This window comes from Bacillus sp. SRL543, assembly GCF_984799205.1.
The window spans coordinates 4106304-4124398 of sequence record NZ_OZ481794.1 but is presented as its reverse complement, the minus strand read 5'-3'; the positions used below and the strand labels follow the sequence as shown (position 1 = coordinate 4124398).

General features: G+C 49.8%; 21 protein-coding genes. 17 read left to right on the top strand and 4 right to left on the bottom strand.

Translation table 11 applies throughout. From position 1 onward, the window contains the following. The first annotated feature begins 89 nt into the window (after positions 1-89). The 3 genes from AC4E8B_RS21100 (at position 90) to AC4E8B_RS21090 (ending at position 1976) form a co-directional block, all read left to right on the top strand. Complete coding sequence (locus AC4E8B_RS21100) at positions 90-407, top strand: magnetosome magnetite crystal formation protein family (RefSeq protein ID WP_490219821.1); 318 nt, start codon at positions 90-92, stop codon at positions 405-407. A gap of 28 nt (positions 408-435) precedes the next feature. Further along, positions 436-1554, top strand: coding sequence for a DUF4097 family beta strand repeat-containing protein (locus AC4E8B_RS21095; RefSeq protein WP_490215367.1), 1119 nt, complete (start codon positions 436-438; stop codon positions 1552-1554). A gap of 65 nt (positions 1555-1619) precedes the next feature. After that, positions 1620-1976: a phage holin family protein gene (locus AC4E8B_RS21090; protein ID WP_490215365.1), complete on the top strand. Its 357-nt coding sequence runs from the start codon at positions 1620-1622 to the stop codon at positions 1974-1976. 578 nt (positions 1977-2554) lie between these two features. On the opposite strand, the gene AC4E8B_RS21085 is transcribed toward AC4E8B_RS21090, so the two are convergent. From AC4E8B_RS21085 to nagA, 4 genes are all read right to left on the bottom strand, one after another. Beyond that, positions 2555-3208 (bottom strand): N-acetylmuramoyl-L-alanine amidase, encoded by a 654-nt coding sequence (locus tag AC4E8B_RS21085; protein WP_490215364.1) that lies wholly within the window; start codon positions 3206-3208, stop codon positions 2555-2557. Between the two features lie 769 nt (positions 3209-3977). Further along, the gene (locus AC4E8B_RS21080; protein ID WP_490215363.1) at positions 3978-4703 is read right to left on the bottom strand and encodes a GntR family transcriptional regulator; all 726 of its coding nucleotides are present in this window, start codon (positions 4701-4703) and stop codon (positions 3978-3980) included. A 12-nt stretch (positions 4704-4715) separates the two neighbouring features. Next, a complete protein-coding gene (gene nagB, locus AC4E8B_RS21075) occupies positions 4716-5441 on the bottom strand; it encodes a glucosamine-6-phosphate deaminase (RefSeq protein WP_490219820.1) in 726 nt (241 codons plus the stop codon). Next, the gene (nagA, locus tag AC4E8B_RS21070) at positions 5441-6616 is read right to left on the bottom strand and encodes an N-acetylglucosamine-6-phosphate deacetylase (protein WP_490215361.1); all 1176 of its coding nucleotides are present in this window, start codon (positions 6614-6616) and stop codon (positions 5441-5443) included. The genes nagB and nagA overlap by 1 nt, the downstream gene beginning before the upstream one ends. A 246-nt stretch (positions 6617-6862) precedes the next feature. Here nagA and hprK point away from each other — a divergent pair, with 246 nt between their 5' ends. The 14 genes from hprK to hisIE all read left to right on the top strand — a co-directional run bounded on the left by hprK (position 6863) and on the right by hisIE (position 17716). Then, a complete protein-coding gene (gene hprK, locus AC4E8B_RS21065; RefSeq protein WP_009793047.1) occupies positions 6863-7792 on the top strand; it encodes an HPr(Ser) kinase/phosphatase in 930 nt (309 codons plus the stop codon). A 58-nt stretch (positions 7793-7850) separates the two neighbouring features. Then, positions 7851-8669: a prolipoprotein diacylglyceryl transferase gene (gene lgt / locus AC4E8B_RS21060; RefSeq protein ID WP_490215359.1), complete on the top strand. Its 819-nt coding sequence runs from the start codon at positions 7851-7853 to the stop codon at positions 8667-8669. A gap of 35 nt (positions 8670-8704) precedes the next feature. Beyond that, positions 8705-9655: a nucleoside recognition domain-containing protein gene (locus tag AC4E8B_RS21055; RefSeq protein ID WP_490215357.1), complete on the top strand. Its 951-nt coding sequence runs from the start codon at positions 8705-8707 to the stop codon at positions 9653-9655. After that, positions 9652-10305 carry a pyrophosphatase PpaX gene (gene ppaX / locus AC4E8B_RS21050; protein WP_490215355.1) on the top strand — a complete coding sequence of 218 codons (654 nt, stop codon included), beginning with the start codon at positions 9652-9654 and terminating at the stop codon, positions 10303-10305. Before AC4E8B_RS21055 ends, ppaX begins: the two co-directional genes overlap by 4 nt. Beyond that, entirely contained in the window at positions 10302-10835 is a 534-nt protein-coding gene (locus AC4E8B_RS21045) for an acyltransferase (RefSeq protein WP_490215354.1), read from the top strand. Before ppaX ends, AC4E8B_RS21045 begins: the two co-directional genes overlap by 4 nt. 55 nt (positions 10836-10890) lie before the next feature. Next, positions 10891-11133 carry a hypothetical protein gene (locus AC4E8B_RS21040; protein ID WP_490215353.1) on the top strand — a complete coding sequence of 81 codons (243 nt, stop codon included), beginning with the start codon at positions 10891-10893 and terminating at the stop codon, positions 11131-11133. Between the two features lie 106 nt (positions 11134-11239). Next, positions 11240-12424, top strand: coding sequence for an ATP phosphoribosyltransferase regulatory subunit (locus AC4E8B_RS21035; RefSeq protein WP_490219818.1), 1185 nt, complete (start codon positions 11240-11242; stop codon positions 12422-12424). After that, positions 12421-13062: an ATP phosphoribosyltransferase gene (hisG, locus tag AC4E8B_RS21030; RefSeq protein WP_490215352.1), complete on the top strand. Its 642-nt coding sequence runs from the start codon at positions 12421-12423 to the stop codon at positions 13060-13062. The genes AC4E8B_RS21035 and hisG overlap by 4 nt, the downstream gene beginning before the upstream one ends. Positions 13063-13089: 27 nt before the next feature. Beyond that, a complete protein-coding gene (gene hisD / locus AC4E8B_RS21025; protein ID WP_490215351.1) occupies positions 13090-14370 on the top strand; it encodes a histidinol dehydrogenase in 1281 nt (426 codons plus the stop codon). After that, positions 14371-14958: an imidazoleglycerol-phosphate dehydratase HisB gene (hisB, locus tag AC4E8B_RS21020; protein ID WP_490215349.1), complete on the top strand. Its 588-nt coding sequence runs from the start codon at positions 14371-14373 to the stop codon at positions 14956-14958. 1 nt (position 14959) lies between these two features. Next, entirely contained in the window at positions 14960-15598 is a 639-nt protein-coding gene (gene hisH, locus AC4E8B_RS21015) for an imidazole glycerol phosphate synthase subunit HisH (RefSeq protein WP_490215348.1), read from the top strand. Then, positions 15595-16326: a 1-(5-phosphoribosyl)-5-[(5-phosphoribosylamino)methylideneamino]imidazole-4-carboxamide isomerase gene (hisA, locus tag AC4E8B_RS21010; RefSeq protein WP_490215346.1), complete on the top strand. Its 732-nt coding sequence runs from the start codon at positions 15595-15597 to the stop codon at positions 16324-16326. Before hisH ends, hisA begins: the two co-directional genes overlap by 4 nt. Continuing rightward, positions 16326-17084 (top strand): imidazole glycerol phosphate synthase subunit HisF, encoded by a 759-nt coding sequence (gene hisF, locus AC4E8B_RS21005; RefSeq protein ID WP_490215345.1) that lies wholly within the window; start codon positions 16326-16328, stop codon positions 17082-17084. The genes hisA and hisF overlap by 1 nt, the downstream gene beginning before the upstream one ends. Next, the gene (gene hisIE, locus AC4E8B_RS21000) at positions 17081-17716 is read left to right on the top strand and encodes a bifunctional phosphoribosyl-AMP cyclohydrolase/phosphoribosyl-ATP diphosphatase HisIE (RefSeq protein ID WP_490215344.1); all 636 of its coding nucleotides are present in this window, start codon (positions 17081-17083) and stop codon (positions 17714-17716) included. Before hisF ends, hisIE begins: the two co-directional genes overlap by 4 nt. The last annotated feature ends 379 nt before the right edge of the window (positions 17717-18095 follow it).

The window sequence follows — 18095 nt, the reverse complement described above, 5'->3', positions numbered from 1 at the left end:
TTGAAAAATTCCGATTCTCTTCAATATTTTCAGCTTCGGTGAAACTTTTATAGCACCTGTGCGTAAGTATTAACAAGGAGTTGAAAATGATGGATTCTAAAAAGGTGCTTTCGGCATTAAGTTATTTTAGTGTGTTTTTTGCAGGATTTATTTTTCCGCTCGTGGTTTTCTTTGCATCTGAAAATCCTTTTGTGAAAATGCATGCTAAAAAAGCGTTTTTGTCGCATCTGATCCCTTTGATTGCCCTGCCGGTCATTTTTCTGGCAATCCCTTTCGAGCTGTATTCCGATCCTAATGAAGTTCCGGTCTTTTTCCTGATTGGAATTGGCCTTTCCGTAATTCTTAGCTTGATTGTCGTAGTCTGGAATATTGTAAAGGGCGTAAAGATATTGGCTGCAAAAGAATAGTGTTCAACTATAAAGAGGAGGCAATAGTATGAAAGATGAGAGAAAAAGAATTTTGAAAATGGTCGAGGATGGAAGCCTGCGCGCTGATGAGGCACTGCTTTTGCTCGAGGAGCTTGAAAAGGCGTCTAAAACAATGGAGAAAAAAGAAGAAAAGCTTCATAGCGAATGGGGAAACCAGACCTATTTTGAAGAAGCTAAGAAACAGCAGCAGGACACAGCCCAATATAAATTTCACTATGCCAAGGAAAAAATCATTGAGTTTGTGGACACTGCTTTCCAAAAGATTAAGGATGCCGACCTGGATTTCAATTTCGGCCCTGCTTTTGAAATATCTCATGTGTTCCAGCAAAACGATGTCAGATTATCCGAAGTTGAAATGGAAGTGGCGAACGGGAAACTGGTCCTGATTCCCTGGGAACAGAATGATGTCCGCATCGACTGCCGTGCAAAGGTTTACCGCGGTGAAACCCATGATGAAGCCCGACAGAACTTTTTAAAAGATGTCCTTTTTACGGCCGACAATGGACGGCTGCTGTTTTCGGCACAGCAGAAGTGGATGAAGGTAGAAGCTGAGGTCCATATTCCAAAGGAACAGTATGACAGCATCCGGATCAGGATGTTCAATGGGCCGGTGGAAGGCAGCAACCTGGCTGTGAAAAAGCTGAAGGTCAAGTCAGCGAATGGAAAAATCATTTTAGAGAATCTCGAGGCGGGCCAACTTGAAGCTGAGGCAGGAAACGGCCAAATTACGGTTACTAACAGTAAGGTGGACCATATTGAAGCAGAAACGGTTAATGGGGCGATTAAAGTAGCGGGAGATTGTAAAAGCGCCAATCTTCAATCATTTAATGGCAATATCCAGGTTCATGTCAAAGGGGAGCGCTGTGAGCGCCTTGAAGCTGAAGCTGTCACAGGGACTGTTGACGTGTATCTTCCATCCGGGACACCTGTCAATGGTGATCTGAGAACCAATCTTGGAGGCTTCCAGCTTGAACTGGATGGAATCCAGGTGGTGGAGGAAAAGTCAGAGATGGTGCAGAAAATGCTCAGGTTCCAGTCTGTTAAAGATCCGGCCGCTGCCATTGATTTAAGGGCCAAGACCAAGACTGGTTCAATTGCTGTTAAAACTGGTGATTTTGTTAAATAATATAAAAATAAGCTCAGGCCAGAAGCGATGCTTCTGGCTTTTATCCATAAAAGAGGTGATGGACCGTGAGATGGCTGCTCGGCATTATAATCAATGCTGTATTATTTGCTGCTTTGGCAGGATTTTTCCGTGATTCGTTTTATTTAGAAAGTTTTGGCGCCGCCTTGGGGGCAAGTTTCATTTTGTCTCTGCTGAATGTTTTGGTGCGGCCGATTCTTATTGTCTTGACGATGCCTGTGACTCTATTGTCGCTCGGCTTGTTCTTGTTTGTTATCAATGCAGTGACTTTGCTGCTGACTGATGGGATTATGGGGAGTTCTTTTGAGATTGATGGGTTTGGGATGGCTTTGCTGGTGGCTGTTATTATGTCGGTTGTTAATTTGGTTATTCAGAAGACGGTTATGGATAGGAAGGAAAACTAGTCAAAGAGTGTTGCTTCTTAATGAAAGCCCGGCCTTTTATGAAAATAGTTGGGTTGCTGCTGTTAGTGGGGCTGTTGATCTGCGTTGCAGGCACTTCGCTTTCCGCGGGGCGGAGTTGAGCCTCCTCGAGCTGTACGCTGTGGGGTCTCAACTTTTCCGCTATTTCCCGCAGGAGTCTTCGTGCCTTCCACTCCGATCAACAGGGTTTTTAAAATTTATTTGCATAAGACCATAGGGTGAGAACCTAACGCTCTCTTTGAACGGGGCTGTTGATCTGCGTTGCAGGCACTTCGCTTTCCGCGGGGCGGAGTTGAGCCTCCTCGCGCTGCGCGCTGTGGGGTCTCAACTTTTCCGCTATTTCCCGCAGGAGTCTTCGTGCCTTCCACTCCGATCAACAGGTTTTTAAAACTTTTTGGCAACTTTACAAACCTGGCTGGCCAACAATCCATTAATGCCTTAAGCTGGTATAAAAAAAATCATATAAACAAAAGGGGTACGGAAGCAATATGCCGTACCCCTTTTGTTTATAAATAAGAACGGGTCTCCCTATGAAGATTTCCACCCAATGTTCTGTTTTCTTAGGAGTAAGTAATAAATGCCGGAACGCCGTTTTCTCTTAGTCTCCCGGCGAGGGATTGGGCGTTTTTTAGTTGGGAGAATGCTCCGGCCTGGACTGTGTAGAGGCCTCGGGCTGGTTTGTAGAAGGAGAGTAGTGCCACGGCGATGGTTTCTCCGCAGAGCTGCTGGTATTCTTTGGATTGCAATAGTCCGCATTCTTGTTTGTTGGTCATGAATCCGCATTCGACGAGTATGGCTGTCATGCTGGTTTTTCTTAATACATGGAAGTCGGCGGTTTTGACTCCGCGATTGGTTAGGCCGGTTTCTTTTACGAGCTGTGCCTGTACGGAGTGGGCGAGTTTTACTGCTTCTGCAGGGCGGGAGGTGTGGACGTATGTTTCGATTCCGTTTGCGCTGTTCCACCCTGTTCCGTGGGCGTTGGCATGGATAGAGATATAGCAGTCTGCTTTCCATCGGTTGGCCATGCCTGTTCTTTCGGATAACGGGATGTCCCATTCGTCGGAATGGGAGTCCATGACGGTGAATCCGGCCTGTTCGAGGAGTTTGCGGCAGTAGTGGGCGGCCTGGCGGTTGAATTCGTATTCCCGGAAGCCGTCGGGGCTTCTTTTTCCCGGGGTTTCGTAGCCGTGTCCTGCGTCGAGTATGATTTTCATTCTTTTCCCTCCCTAAATGATTTGTTCATTTACTATATAGGGGGAAATGGGGATTTAGGACATGGTGGGATGAAAAAAATACAGAGTTTCTTATTGGTGGGCTTAAGTAAAAGAAAGGGAACCCAATTTTGTCTTTGACCAGGGGCTGTTGATCTGCGTTCCAGGCACTCCGCTTTCCGCGGGGCGGCGCTGAGCCTCCTCAGAGCAAGCTCTTGCGGGGTCTCAGCTCTGCCGCTGCAATCCCGCAGGAGTCTGCGTGCCTTCCACTCCGATCAACAGGGTTTTTAGAATTTGTGTGTAAAAGACCAAAGGAAAAGATAATGCTCTCTTTGAACAGGGGCTGTTGATCTGCGCTGCAGGCACTTCGCTTTCCGCGGGGCGGCGCTGAGCCTCCTCAGAGCGAGCTCTTGCGGGGTCTCAGCTTTGCCGCTGCAATCCCGCAGGAGTCTTCGTGCCTTCCACTCCGATCAACAGGGTTTTTAGAATTTATTTGCATTAGCAAAAGGGAGACCTTAGCTCTCTTTGAATGGGGCTGTTGATCTGCGCTGCAGGCACTTCGCTTTCCGCGGGGCGGAGTTGAGCCTCCTCGCGCTGCGCGCTGTGGGGTCTCAACTTTTCCGCTATTTCCCGCAGGAGTCTGCGTGCCTTCCACTCCGATCAACAGGGTTTTAGTAATTTTATAGGATCTCAAAATATTTTAAAGAAATTGATATGTCCTAACGAATAGCAATATTTAGCCTTTTAATACTTATACATAACCGCTAAACCCTCACACCCTCCGCATCGTATGAATAAATTTATACCGGTCGGCGCGGTAGGCGGATTGGACGAATTCGAATGGGGTGCCGTCCTGCAGCCGGGTTGTGCGGAGTATGAGGAGGATGGGAGAGCCTTCTTGTATGGAGAGAAGTCCTGCCTCCCGGCTCCTGGCGCCGGCTGCTTCGATTTCCTGTTCTGCTTCTGCGATGGACAGGGAGAGGCGTTTTTCGGCAAATTCGTAAAGAGAATTGCTTAAGTCCTCTTCTGTCAGGCCGGGCATGAGCGCTTCAGGGATATAGTTGGTTTCCAGTGCCATGGGGAGTCCGTCGGCCAGGCGGATCCTGGTGATTTCATAGACCGGGCTGCCCTCGGCAATCTGGAGGCGGGAGGCAATGCCGCTTGGAGCGGGCAGTGTCTGGAAGGATAGTGTCCGGCTGCTCGGCTTCATCCCGCGCATCAGCATGTCTTCCGTAAAACTTGTAAGTCCCTGCAGCTCCTGTTCAACTTTTTGTTTATTGACGAATGTGCCGCGGCCTTTTTCCCGATAAAGCAGGCCCTCCCTGACCAGATTGCTGATGGCCTGCCTGACGGTCATCCTGCTGATCTGAAATTGCTCGGCATATTCCCGTTCGGATGGTATGGCTGCTTCTTCCTGCAGGGCGCCTTCCCTGATTTGCTTTTTCAGCTGTTCTTCCAGCTGGTGGTAGATGGGTATCGGTGAATTTTTATCAATCATAAGAATGTCTCCTTATACCTTTTGCAGTGCCTCTGCGTCAGCCACGATTGTCACGTGCGGATGCAGCTGGAGGGCGGATGCAGGGAATTGTTCATCAGGCTTTCCGTTCAATAAGTGGTATACGGCATCGGCCTTTGCCACGCCTGAAGCAAGCAGCAGGATTTCCCTGCTGTCCAGTATGGAGGAAATGCCCATCGTGATGGCCTGGTTCGGAACTTCTTCTATGCTGGAAAAAAAACGGCTGTTCGCTTCGATTGTACTTTCATCAAGGTCTACGACATGGGTCCTGCTTGTGAAGGGGGTCCCTGGTTCATTGAAGCCGATATGGCCATTCTGCCCGATGCCGAGCACCTGGAGGTCAATGCCTCCGAGCGCTTTAATTTGTCTGTCATAGCGCCTGCATTCCTCTTCCAGGTCAGCAGCAAGCCCATTCGGAATATAAGTCTGGTGCGCAGGTATGTCAATATACTGAAACAGATTTTCCTTCATAAAAGTGTGATAGCTGTTCTTATCTTCCTTAGGCAGGCCGATATATTCATCAAGATTAGCTGTATGGATATTTTTATAAGAAGTCCGGTTTTCCTTATAATCCGATGCTAAGCAATCGTACAGCCCTTTCGGCGTGCTGCCGGTTGCAAGGCCCAGTGTAAGGGAAGGAGCCGATTTAATTTTTTCCAGGATAATCTGGCAGGCAATCGAGCTCATATCCTGGTAGTTCTTTGCTTGGATGATTTTCATCATTCTACCTCCAAATGGTTATATGCGATTTCTCCGCGGCAGATCGTCAGTATGACGTCCATGTTTTCGTTCAGTACAGTAAGATCTGCGTCTTTTCCTTCTGCAATGCTGCCTTTGCGGTCAAAAACTTTCAGCTGCTTTGCAGGATTTTCGCTGGCCAGCTTGACTGCCTCGGCTAATGTGATATCCGCAAACATGGTCATATTTTTGACAGAGTCTTTCATTTTGAGGATGCTGCCGGCAAGTGTGCCGTCCTCAAGCAGGGCCATTCCATCCTTGACAGTGACATCCTGGCCGCCGAGATCATAGGTGCCGTTTTTCAGGCATTTTGCTCTCATAGAATCGGTGATCAGCACCATTCCATCCATTCCTTTGCTGTTTAATGCCAGCTTGATCATTTCAGGCCGGACATGGACTCCGTCCGCGATCATTTCAACGATCAGCTCTTTGAAGAGCAGGGCAGCGCCGGCTGTACCCGGTTCACGGTGATGAAGTCCTTTCATGCCATTGAAGAGGTGGGTGACATGGGTTGCGCCTGCTTCAACAGCTTCTTTGACTTCTCCGTAGTCTGCATCAGAATGTCCGATGGAAGCGACAACGCCTGTTTCGGCCAGATGGCGGACCAGCTCTTTGCCTCCCTCTAGTTCAGGGGCCAGGGTGACCAGCTTGATCAGCTGTCCGGCTTTTTCCTGCCAGGTTTTGAATAACTCGACATCACTTTTCAGGATATGCTCGAGCGGCTGGGCGCCTTTTCGTTTTTCGTTGATGAATGGGCCTTCCAGATGGATGCCGAGCATTTCGGCCTCTGCTCCTCCCGGCCGGTATGCCGCTGCATTGGCCAGTGCCTGTTCGATCAGTGACTTTTCCTGAGTGATGGTGGTCGCGAGAAAGCTTGTCGTTCCTTCGGCGGGAAGCGTACGTGCTATCGTCTGCAATGCATCGGGGGTGCTGTCCATCGTATCGGCCCCGCCTGCTCCGTGGATATGAAGGTCGATAAAGCCGGGCGCCAGTACTGCGCCGGCATCCAGCTCTATCGTCTTGTCTGCAGGCTGGCTGCCAAGTTCTTCCGCAGGGCCGAAGCTTTTAATCTTGCCGTCTTCAATCCATACAAATCCTTTCTCGATTATTCCATCCTCTGTCAGCACTCTGCTGTTTTTTAAAAGTAGGGAAGTCATGTATCGCATCTCCGTTCTGTATCCTGTTATTTTATAATTCCATCATAAAATAAACACATATAGTTGTCTATACCAATTGCGTTTCCGTTATGTAAGGTTTTTGAAAAAATCAGATAGCACAATTTGGTTCTGCGGGGAAAAATGCTACAATAAGATGAAACTTTATTGTCTAGTTTCTCCAATTGAAAGAAACCATTCATTATAATATACCTTAATAGGCGCATTCCGCAAAAGGAGGACAACAGCGTGGCAAAAGTGCGAACAAAAGACATCATTGAGAAATTTAATTTAGAGCTGATCAGCGGGGAGGAAGGGATCAGCCGTCCCATTACAACAAGCGATATCTCCAGGCCCGGACTAGAAATGGCCGGCTTTTTCGACTACTACCCTGCAGAGCGGATCCAGCTCATAGGGAAGACGGAGATGAGCTTTGCGGAGAAGCTGAGTGATGCTGACAGGCAGAACCGGATGGAATCGCTCTGCACCGATATCACGCCAGGCATCATCATTACTAGGGATATGGAAGTGCCGGAAGGGCTGATCGAGGCTTCAGAAAGGGAAGCGGTGCCTGTTATGCGTTCCAAGCAGAAAACGACGCGGTTCTCCGGCCTTTTGACCAATTTCCTCGAAAGCAAGCTGGCTCCTACGACCGCCGTGCACGGCGTGCTAGTTGATATATATGGGGTGGGAGTCCTGATTACGGGCAAGAGCGGCGTCGGTAAAAGTGAAACGGCCCTTGAGCTGGTGAAAAGGGGACATCGCCTTGTTGCCGATGACTGCGTGGAAATCCGCCAGGAAGATGAAGACTATCTTGTCGGGACTTCTCCTGAGCTGATTGAGCATTTGCTTGAAATCAGGGGGCTTGGGATCATTAATGTGATGACATTATTCGGTGCAGGTGCTGTCCGGAGCAATAAGCGCATTTCCCTCGTCATGAACCTTGAGCTTTGGGATCAGAAAAAACAATATGACCGACTGGGCCTTGATGAAGAGAAAATGAAGATCATTGACACCGATATCACAAGGCTTACCATCCCGGTCCGCCCTGGGCGGAACCTTGCTGTCATCATTGAAGTGGCCGCGATGAATTTCCGGCTGAAGCGAATGGGCGTCAATGCCGCGGAACAATTCACAAGCCGCCTCTCTGATGTGATAGAGGACGGAGACAACGACTAGTATACCCATATAAATAGAGAGTTTCTGTAAGGGGATTCTGCAAAAAAGGAGAATGATTATGGAAGAGAATATCCAGCCTCTAGATCCGATTGCTTTTTCGCTCGGTCCCATCCAGGTCCACTGGTACGGGCTGATCATCGGTACGGGGATTGCGCTTGCTTTATGGCTGGCCATGCGCGAAGGGGAAAAGCGCGGGCTGCAGAAGGAATTGTTTGCCGATCTGATGCTGTGGGCGATCCCGATTGCGATTTTATCGGCAAGATTGTATTATGTTATTTTTCAATGGGATTATTATGCTCAAAACCCAGCTGAAATTATTAAGATTTGGCATGGCGGCATCGCCATACACGGGGCGCTGATAGGCTCAGTCATCACTGCTTATGTTTTTGCGAAGAAGAAAGGCATCTCTTTCTGGCAGCTGGCTGACATCACTGCGCCGAGCATCATCCTCGGCCAGGCCATCGGCCGCTGGGGCAACTTCATGAACCAGGAAGCCCATGGCCGGGAAGTGACGCGTGCGTTTTTGGAAAATCTTCATCTTCCGGAGTTCATCATCAATCAGATGTACATAAACGGAACCTATTACCACCCGACCTTCCTGTATGAATCATTGTGGAATATAGCTGGATTTGTCATCCTGCTGTCTTTAAGAAAAGTCAATCTGCGCAGGGGCGAGCTTTTCCTTACGTATGTGATCTGGTACAGCATCGGCCGCTTCTTCGTTGAAGGCATGAGGACGGACAGCCTGATGCTGACTGAGAGCCTGCGCATGGCGCAGTTTATTTCCATCGTCCTCGTCATCGGGGCCATTCTGCTCATCATCTTCAGAAGAACGAAGGGCTATGCAGACAAAAGGTATTTGGATAAGAGCGCTTAAGTTTTATAGTATAAAAACAAAGGGGAGAGAGAAACATGCTGTTCGGCACGCTTAAACGAGGAGTAGCTGCAGGGCTCAAAACGACATGGTCACTGGGGAAAATCATTTTCCCTGTCACGCTGGTCGTAGCGCTGCTTCAATATACGCCTGTGCTTCCCTGGGTCATCAAATTGATAACGCCGCTGATGGGACTGCTGGGACTTTCCGGCGATGCGGCCATTCCGGTGGTGCTGGGAAACTTCCTGAACCTGTACGCAGCCATCGGAGCCATCCTGACACTGGATCTTTCGGTGAAAGAGGTATTCATCATCGCGGTGATGCTGTCCTTCTCGCATAATATCCTGATTGAATCGAGTGTGGCGCTGAAGGTGGGCGTCAAGCTCTGGATCATCCTACTTGTCCGCTTCGGCCTGGCCATCTTATCTGCCGTGGTTATCAATCTTGTATGGCGCGGCGGGGGAGAGCTTGCCCAGTACGGGCTTATCTCTGCCAAGGAAGAGCAGGTATCAGGCATTTCTGCCATTCTTGCAGAAGCTGTCACCAAGGCCGGGCTGGGAATTTTGCAGCTGGCCATTATTGTCATTCCGCTGATGATAGGGATTCAGCTGCTGAAAGATCTGAAATGGCTGGATGTTTTTTCGAAATGGATGGCGCCTGCAACAAGGGCGCTGGGAATGAAAGAAAACACCTCGACCACTTTGGCCGCCGGCCTGATTTTTGGCCTGGCATACGGGGCGGGTGTCATGATACAGGCTGTCAAAGAGGACGGAGTCAGCAGGAAGGATGTTACGATCGCGTTTATCTTTCTGGTCGCGTGCCATGCGGTAATCGAGGATACACTTATTTTCCTGCCGCTCGGCATCCCGGTGCTGCCGCTGCTTTTCATACGCCTCGGTACAGCCATTGTGCTGACATTGGCAGTCGCCTTCTTCTGGAACCGCCGACGCTCTGAAATGGCCAGCAATAGAAAGGAAGCTGCTTTGTGAACACAAACATAAATACGATTTTATTTGATCTGGATGGAACACTGATCGACACAAATGAACTGATCATCGCCTCGTTCCTCCATACGCTTGAAGGCTATTACCCGAACAGATATAAGCGGGAAGATGTGCTTCCATTCATGGGTCCGACCCTTCATGAGACCTTCGCCGGCATTGATGAAAACAGGGTTGAAGAAATGATCGGCAAATACCGTGAGTTCAATCTTGCCAACCACGATGCTCTTGTCAAGGAGTTCGAGGGCGTGTTCAGCACGGTCAGGACATTGAAGGAATCAGGCTACAAGCTTGGAATCGTCACGACGAAGGTAATGCCTGTTGTGGAAAAAGGGCTGAAGCTGACGAATCTGGACCAGTTCTTTGAAGTTGTCGTGGCATTGGACCATGTCGAAAAAGCTAAGCCAGATCCGGAACCGATCTACAAGGCACTCGATCTTCTCGGCTCCCGTCCGGAGGAAGCAATCATGGTCGGCGATAACCACCATGACATTCTTGCCGGGCATAATGCAGGCACCAAGACAGCTGCTGTGGCCTGGTCCGTGAAGGGCAGGGAGCATCTGATGCAATTTAAGCCTGATTTTATGCTTGAAAATATGGCAGATCTCCTCGATATCCTGGAGGATTATAAAGGATGAGGAAGACAGTCAGGCATCCGGTTGAGGGCGCCAATTCTCTCTGGCATGTGTACAAAACGGTCCCGTTCGCGAAGGTTGTAAAAAATTTCATTGTCATACAGCTGGCCCGGTACACTCCATTCCTCGGATTGAAAAACTGGCTGTACCGCACATTCCTGAAAATGAAGGTCGGAGATCAGACTTCGTTTGCGCTTATGGTCATGCTGGATGTCATGTTTCCTGAAAAGATTAGTGTCGGCCGGAATACAGTCATCGGCTATAACACGACCATCCTGGCACACGAGTATCTGATCCGTGAATACCGCCTCGGCGAGGTGAAGATCGGCAGCGAGGTCATGATCGGCGCCAACTCAACCTTATTGCCCGGAATTACAATCGGCGACGGAGCGATTGTTTCCGCCGGTACCCTTGTCCACAAGGACGTCCCCGCCGGCAGCTTCGTCGGCGGGAATCCGATGCGAGTCATTTATACAAAAGAAGAAATGCAAAAGCGCTGGCAGGATGATCCCATCTACGGCCAGGCTGAGTGAGAAAAAGGCTTCATTGACTTCGGTTGGTGGAGCCTTTTTTTGAAGGAGGGGGCAGATGAAACCTGGAAAGCTGCAAAAATGGACACTCGCAAATCTATCGGTAAAGCCGCAAATAAAATTGGAAACTCGCAAATCAGGCTCAAAACCCGCAAATAAATTGGTTCCCGCAAATAAAACTAAAATCCCCCAAATAAACCCGCTGGCCCCTGGCCAATCACCCGCCCCGAAACCCTCAATCAGCCGCACAAACGGCTTTTCTGCAGATACATCACCGCGTTTTTCAGAAAATAAGCATTAATGGTTGACGCGTGATGGAAACAGCGATAAACTACTAATAACTTCAATTTGTTACCTTATTAGCGAACTAAAGGATTCGGAACTTTTTGATTCAGAGGTGGAATATGATGAGCCGTTTATTTATGTTTGAGAAACCATTAGGCATGCGCGATACTTTGCCTGAAATATATGAAACGAAAAGCAGGGTCCGCTCTGCCATTGAAGATGAAATGAAGAGCTGGGGCTATCAGTTTATGGAAACGCCAGCACTTGAATATTATGAAACCGTCGGTTCGGCTTCGGCCACCGTTGATCAGCAGCTGTTTAAGCTATTGGATCAGCAGGGCCATACACTTGTGCTGCGGCCGGATATGACAGCCCCGATTGCCCGGGTGGCTGCATCAAGGCTGCTAAAGGAAGATCTTCCATTAAGGCTTGCTTATTCAGCCAATGTGTACAGGGCGCAGCAGAGGGAAGGCGGACGTCCGGCCGAGTTTGAGCAGATCGGCGTCGAGCTGATCGGTGACGATTCAATCAGTGCGGATGGCGAAGGCCTGGCACTTCTCATCAGCTCGCTGAAAAAAGCGGGCCTGGAAGACTTCCGGCTTTCTGTCGGCCATATCGGCTTTGTGCAGGAGTTTTTCCGGCAGGTCCTTGGAACAGAAGACAGGGCCAATGAATTGACGCGTTACCTTTATGAAAAAAATTATGTCGGATACCGGGAGCATGTGAAGAATCTCCCGCTGTCTTCTATAGATAAGCAGCGTCTCCTTGATTTCCTTCAGCTCAGGGGCGGGCGCGAAGCTATTGAGCGAGCGTTCGGCCTGATTGAAAATGATAAAGGCAGGGAAGCGATCGTCCAGCTTGAACAGCTTTGGGACACAATGGCCGATTTTGGCGAAGGTGAAAAAATCAAGCTCGATCTGACGCTCGTCAGCCATATGAGCTATTACACCGGCATCTTATTTGAGGTATATGCGGGGAATGTCGGCTTTCCGATCGGCAATGGGGGCCGCTATGACCTCCTGCTGAAAAAGTTCGGCAAATCCTCAGGGGCGACAGGCTTTGCCATCCGCCTGGACCGCCTGCTCGAGGCACTTGGCGGAGCAGGGGAAAAAGAGCCGCTTCATTGCATCATTTTCAGCGCGGAGCGCCGGCGCGAGGCGTATGAAAAAGCGAAGGATATGCGGAAATCAGGCATCAAGGCTGTGCTTCAGGACATCAGCGGCGTCAAAAACCTCGATGCATGCACAAGCCAGTATGATGATATTACCTTTTTAGTAGGAAAAGCCGGAAAGGAGGAGCAGCAATGAAGGACCTGCTGACAATTGCGATGCCGAAAGGGCGGATATTTGAAGAAGCTGCAGAGCTGCTTCGCCAGGCCGGCTTCGATCTGCCGCCCGAGTTTGATGATTCGCGCAAACTGATCATTGATGTGGAAGAAGAAAGGTTTCAATTCATCCTTGCCAAGCCGATGGATGTCCCTACCTATGTAGAGCATGGGGTAGCGGATCTCGGGATTGCCGGAAAGGACGTTATGCTGGAGGAAGAGCGTGATGTCTATGAGCTTCTCGATCTGAAAATCAGCGCCTGTTATCTTGCCGTAGCAGGAATTCCAGGTACGAAAATGAATGAAGTCGCTCCGAAAGTGGCGACAAAATACCCGAATGTTGCCGCGGCTTATTTCCGTGAGCAGGGAGAACAGGTTGAAATCATTAAGCTGAACGGCTCGATTGAGCTTGCTCCGCTGATCGGACTGTCCGACAGGATTGTCGATATCGTTTCAACAGGCAGAACGCTCAAGGAGAACGGACTTGTCGAGTACGAGCAGATCGTCGGCATCACGTCCAGGCTGATTGTCAATCCGGTCAGCTACCGGATCAAGGACGAGCGGATCAGCGAAATTGTCGACAAGCTGAGCAGGGTCGTGAATGAACAGGCAGCTCTGTAGTTTGCTGTATCAGGGAGGGAGAATGTGATGAAAATCATTCAAATATCAAAAGAAGTTTCTATTAAAAGGTCGGTTGACAGCGGCACGGAAGAACAAAGAAATGCTGTTAAAAGCATCATTGCCGAAGTGCGCAAAAATGGTGACGAAGCAGTCCGCCATTTTACGGAAAGGTTTGATGGGATCCATCTCTCCTCCTTTGGGGCATCAGCTGCTGAAGTAGAAGAAGCCTACAGCACGATCGACCCTTCCATCCTCGAGGTGATCAAGGAGGCTGCAGCCAATATACGCAGCTTTCACGAGAAGCAGCTTCGGCCTTCCTGGATGACGACGGATGAAAATGGGACGATGCTTGGCCAGAAGGTTACACCCCTTGATTCAGCAGGCTTGTATGTTCCGGGAGGCACTGCTGCCTACCCTTCCTCGGTTCTTATGAACGTGATCCCGGCAAAAGTGGCAGGTGTCAGGCGGATCGTCATCACCTCCCCTCCAGGCCGGGACGGAAAGCTCCCAGCTGCAGTACTTGTGGCTGCAAAGGAAGCAGGAGCTGAAGAGGTCTACAAAATCGGCGGTGCCCAGGCAATTGCAGCATTGGCATATGGCACAGAAACCATTCAGCCTGTAGACAAAATCACAGGTCCGGGCAATATTTTTGTCGCCCTCGCTAAAAGGGAAGTATTCGGAGATGTGGATATCGACATGATCGCCGGCCCAAGTGAGATTGCGGTGCTGGCAGATGATACGGCTAAGGCAAATGAAGTAGCTGCAGATTTGCTGTCACAGGCAGAGCATGATCCGATGGCCTGCAGCGTTCTTGTCACGACATCCGCAAGCCTGGCGGAAAAGGTGTCCCAAGAGGTGGAACGGCAGCTTGCAGATCTGCCGCGCCGGGAAATTGCCGGGAAATCGATTGAAGACTTCGGTGTGATTTATTTGGCGGAAACAATGGAAGAAGCCGTTGAAACGGTGAATATTCTGGCACCGGAGCATCTAGAAGTACTGACAGAAAACCCGATGGAGCTTCTCGGCCAGATCAGGCATGCAGGGGCCATCTTCCTGGGCCGGCACAGCCCTGAACCTGTCGGGGACTATTTTGCCGGCCCGAATCATGTATTGCCGACGAACGGGACAGCCCGTTTTTCCAGTCCGCTCAATGTGGAGGATTTTCAGAAAAAATCGAGCATCGTTTATTATAGTAAAAAATCGCTTCAGGAAAATGGAGCGAAAATTGCTGCCTTTGCCAGGCTTGAAGGCCTGGAAGCCCATGCGCGGGCAATCGAAGAGCGCCTGAATAACAAGGAGGAAAAGTAAATGGCAAGAACCGCATCTGTTGAACGGAATACAAATGAAACACAAATCTCATTATCCCTCGATATCGATGGGGAAGGCCAGTCCAGCCTGGAGACGCCCGTCCCATTCATGACGCATATGCTTGACCTTTTTGCCAAGCACGGGCAATTCAACCTGACCATTGATGCAAAGGGCGACACTGAAGTGGATGACCACCACACCACCGAAGATATCGGCATCTGCCTCGGCCAGGTGCTGAAGGAAGCGCTTGGGGATAAAAAAGGCATCAAGCGCTATGGAAATGCATTTGTGCCGATGGATGAAGCATTAGCGCAGGTCGTCGTTGACCTGAGCAACCGTCCTCACCTCGAAATCAGGGCAGATTTCCCGAGCCAGAAGGTCGGCACCTTCGACACTGAGCTTGTCCATGAATTCCTCTGGAAGCTCGCCCTCGAAGCAAGGATGAATCTGCATGTGATCGTCCACTATGGCCAAAATACACATCATATCATCGAAGCGATCTTCAAGGCACTTGCAAGGGCGCTTGATGAAGCGACGACAATCGACCCAAGAATAAAAGGAGTTCCGTCAACGAAAGGGATGTTATAAGATGATCGGCATCATTGATTATGGAATGGGAAATCTGTTCAGCGTCAGCAAAGCGCTCGAGCGGCTTGAGGTCCCGTACTTTTTATCAGAGGACCAGGAAGAGCTGAAAAAGGCGGACGGGCTGATCCTCCCTGGAGTCGGCAGCTTCAAGGATGCGATGGACCGGCTGAATGCTACGGGGCTGACAGGGATGATCCGGGAGTATACGGCTTCCGGAAAGCCTTTGGCAGGCATCTGCCTTGGAATGCAGCTTTTGTTCGAAAGCAGTGAAGAAAACGGCTATTCAGAAGGCCTCAACCTCCTGCCGGGTAAGGTTGTCCGCTTTCCAGGAGAAGATGAGCAAGGAGAAAAATACAAGGTCCCGCATATGGGCTGGAACAGGCTTGAGTTCATAAACTCTTCACCGATTCTGAAGCATGTGGAAGAAGGCTATGTCTATTTTGTCCATTCCTATTATGCAGAGCCGGGCGATCATGATGTCGTCATTGCAAGAAGCTTCTATGATAAGGAAGTTCCTGCAGTTGTCGGCAGGGACAATGTCTTCGGGATGCAGTTCCACCCGGAAAAAAGCAGTTCCCTTGGGATGGAGCTGCTGCGGAATTTCACTAAGATAGCCAGCAAAGGAGGAGAGTCCCAATGAGCTTTACAATCTATCCGGCAATCGATATGAGAGCAGGCAAATGTGTCCGCCTGCTGCAGGGGGATTATGAGAAGGAAACGGTCTACGGCGATTCTCCGTTCGATATGGCAAAATCATTCGCAGATGCAGGCGCACAATGGATACATATGGTGGACCTTGATGGTGCAAAAGATGGAAAGCGTGTGAATGACTCTTTTGTCATAAAAGCTGCGCAGGAGCTTGATGCCAAAGTCCAGATAGGAGGGGGGATCCGGACAGAGGACGATATTGCCCACTATCTCAATAATGGAGTTTCCCGTGTGATCATCGGCAGCATTGCTGTCTCCGATCCTGAGTTCGCTATAGAAATGATCCGCAAGTACGGTGACAAGATTGCGGTCGGACTTGATGCAAAGGATGGCTATGTTGCGACACATGGCTGGCTCAATACTTCCGGTGTAAAGGCGGTTGAGCTTGGGAAACGGTTTGCTGATGCGGGAGCAGAGACCTTTATTTTCACCGATATAGCTACAGATGGGATGCTGTCAGGGCCGAATGCGGAAGCTGTAAGGGAGCTCGCAGCAGCAACCGGAAAAAGCGTCATTGCTTCAGGGGGCGTAAGCAGCCTTGCTGATTTGGGAGCACTGCAGGAGTATGAGGCTGAAGGCGTTTCCGGCGCCATTGTCGGGAAAGCAATTTATGAAGGCCGATTCACTGTTGAACAGGCACTGAAAGAGGTGGCCCGCTGATGCTGACGAAACGAATCATTCCATGCCTGGATGTGAAGGAAGGGCGGGTTGTAAAAGGAATTCAGTTCGTGCAGCTCCGCGATGCCGGCGATCCGGTCGAGCTGGCCCGGTTTTACGACCAGCAGGGAGCTGACGAGCTGGTTTTCCTTGATATCTCTGCCTCCCATGAAGGCAGGAAGACCATGACTGAAGTCGTGAAGGCAGTCGCTTCAGAACTGGCCATCCCATTCACGGTCGGCGGCGGGATCAATGCACTTGAGGATATGAAAAGAATCCTCAGGGCAGGCGCTGACAAGGTTTCCTTGAATACAGCAGCTGTAAACAATCCGGACTTGATCAGGGAAGGAGCAAGCTTCTTCGGGTCACAGTGCATTGTGGTCGCCATTGATGCGAAGTATGATTCTGAGCTTGGCTCCTGGAGAGTGTATACTCATGGTGGCCGCAAAGAGACGGACCTTGAAGTGATTGAATGGGCAAGGCAGGCTGTTGAACTTGGCGCCGGTGAAATCCTGCTGACCAGCATGGATGCCGACGGCGGAAAGAACGGCTTTGACCTTGATTTGACAAAAGCAGTGAGCGAGGCGGTCAGCGTTCCGGTCATCGCATCCGGCGGGGCAGGCAACAGTGCCCATTTTGCTGACGCTTTTATTGAAGGGAAAGCTGATGCTGCCCTTGCTGCTTCGATTTTCCACTATAAAGAAACATCAGTCAGTGAAGTAAAGCAATTTTTAAAAGAAAAAGGGGTGACGGTCCGATGAATCCAGAACAACTGAAATTCGATGAAAACGGGCTGATTCCGGCGATTGTCCAGGACCGGAAAACGAAGGAAATATTGACTTTGGCCTATATGAACCGTGAATCTCTGTCTCTTTCGATTGAAAGCGGAGAAACATGGTTTTACAGCAGATCCCGCCAGGAGCTTTGGCATAAGGGGGCAACCAGCGGAAATACGCAGAAAATCGCAGAAATCAAATATGACTGCGACCAGGATGCACTTGTTGTGCTTGTAGAGCCGGCTGGGCCGGCATGCCATACAGGCGCTGTCAGCTGCTTCCATGAGACTGTCTATCAAGCAGAAGGCTTTTCAGATGTTGGGCAAGACAGCTACAGCATTCTGGCCGAGCTGGAGCAGGTGATTGAACAGCGGGAAAAAGAGCGTCCGGAAGGTGCCTACACCACCTATCTGTTTGAAAAAGGCGTAGATAAAATCCTGAAAAAGGTTGGCGAGGAATCCGCAGAGGTCATCATCGCGGCTAAAAACCACGACCAGGAAGAGCTCAAATGGGAAAGCGCCGATCTGCTTTACCACCTGCTCGTCCTATTGCAGGAGCAGAAGCTGCCTTTCAAGGAAGTGCTTGGTGTGCTGAAAGCACGTCATGAAAAAGGATGACTTAGAGGAGGGCAGCCTGAGGGGGGTTGCCTCTCTTTTTTTGTGTGGGTTGTGGAAAAAATTGTAAGTGGGAATGAATATTGCGGGAACTAGGTAGAAAAACAGTAAATTGGGGTAGAATCATTCGGAGATTAGGTAGAATAACGCCAAATATAGGTAGAATCAGGCGGAATCTAGGTAGAATGATGCCAAGTATAGGCTGAACCATGTAGGTTCTTAAGTAGAATATTAGAAAAATATCAGCACAAACCTCCGGAACTGCAGCAGAAATCTGGCCTGGACTCAAAAACATCCCCCATATTTGGCAGAAACCAGCAAAAGGCAGGCCCAAACTGAGCTGAGCGACAGGGATTATGCCCTGATTTCACCGCTTCCGGCA

Excerpts from the sequence above, each read along its gene's own strand:
- AC4E8B_RS21100 (WP_490219821.1), top strand. The coding sequence starts at position 90 with ATGGATTCTAAAAAGGTGCTTTCGGCATTAAGTTATTTTAGTGTGTTT.
- AC4E8B_RS21095 (WP_490215367.1), top strand. The coding sequence starts at position 436 with ATGAAAGATGAGAGAAAAAGAATTTTGAAAATGGTCGAGGATGGAAGC.
- AC4E8B_RS21085 (WP_490215364.1), bottom strand. The coding sequence starts at position 3,208 with ATGAAAATCATACTCGACGCAGGACACGGCTACGAAACCCCGGGAAAA.
- AC4E8B_RS21080 (WP_490215363.1), bottom strand. The coding sequence starts at position 4,703 with ATGATTGATAAAAATTCACCGATACCCATCTACCACCAGCTGGAAGAA.
- nagB (WP_490219820.1), bottom strand. The coding sequence starts at position 5,441 with ATGAAAATCATCCAAGCAAAGAACTACCAGGATATGAGCTCGATTGCC.
- nagA (WP_490215361.1), bottom strand. The coding sequence starts at position 6,616 with ATGACTTCCCTACTTTTAAAAAACAGCAGAGTGCTGACAGAGGATGGA.
- lgt (WP_490215359.1), top strand. The coding sequence starts at position 7,851 with ATGGAAGAGAATATCCAGCCTCTAGATCCGATTGCTTTTTCGCTCGGT.
- AC4E8B_RS21055 (WP_490215357.1), top strand. The coding sequence starts at position 8,705 with ATGCTGTTCGGCACGCTTAAACGAGGAGTAGCTGCAGGGCTCAAAACG.
- AC4E8B_RS21045 (WP_490215354.1), top strand. The coding sequence starts at position 10,302 with ATGAGGAAGACAGTCAGGCATCCGGTTGAGGGCGCCAATTCTCTCTGG.
- AC4E8B_RS21040 (WP_490215353.1), top strand. The coding sequence starts at position 10,891 with ATGAAACCTGGAAAGCTGCAAAAATGGACACTCGCAAATCTATCGGTA.
- AC4E8B_RS21035 (WP_490219818.1), top strand. The coding sequence starts at position 11,240 with ATGAGCCGTTTATTTATGTTTGAGAAACCATTAGGCATGCGCGATACT.
- hisG (WP_490215352.1), top strand. The coding sequence starts at position 12,421 with ATGAAGGACCTGCTGACAATTGCGATGCCGAAAGGGCGGATATTTGAA.
- hisD (WP_490215351.1), top strand. The coding sequence starts at position 13,090 with ATGAAAATCATTCAAATATCAAAAGAAGTTTCTATTAAAAGGTCGGTT.
- hisB (WP_490215349.1), top strand. The coding sequence starts at position 14,371 with ATGGCAAGAACCGCATCTGTTGAACGGAATACAAATGAAACACAAATC.
- hisH (WP_490215348.1), top strand. The coding sequence starts at position 14,960 with ATGATCGGCATCATTGATTATGGAATGGGAAATCTGTTCAGCGTCAGC.
- hisA (WP_490215346.1), top strand. The coding sequence starts at position 15,595 with ATGAGCTTTACAATCTATCCGGCAATCGATATGAGAGCAGGCAAATGT.
- hisF (WP_490215345.1), top strand. The coding sequence starts at position 16,326 with ATGCTGACGAAACGAATCATTCCATGCCTGGATGTGAAGGAAGGGCGG.
- hisIE (WP_490215344.1), top strand. The coding sequence starts at position 17,081 with ATGAATCCAGAACAACTGAAATTCGATGAAAACGGGCTGATTCCGGCG.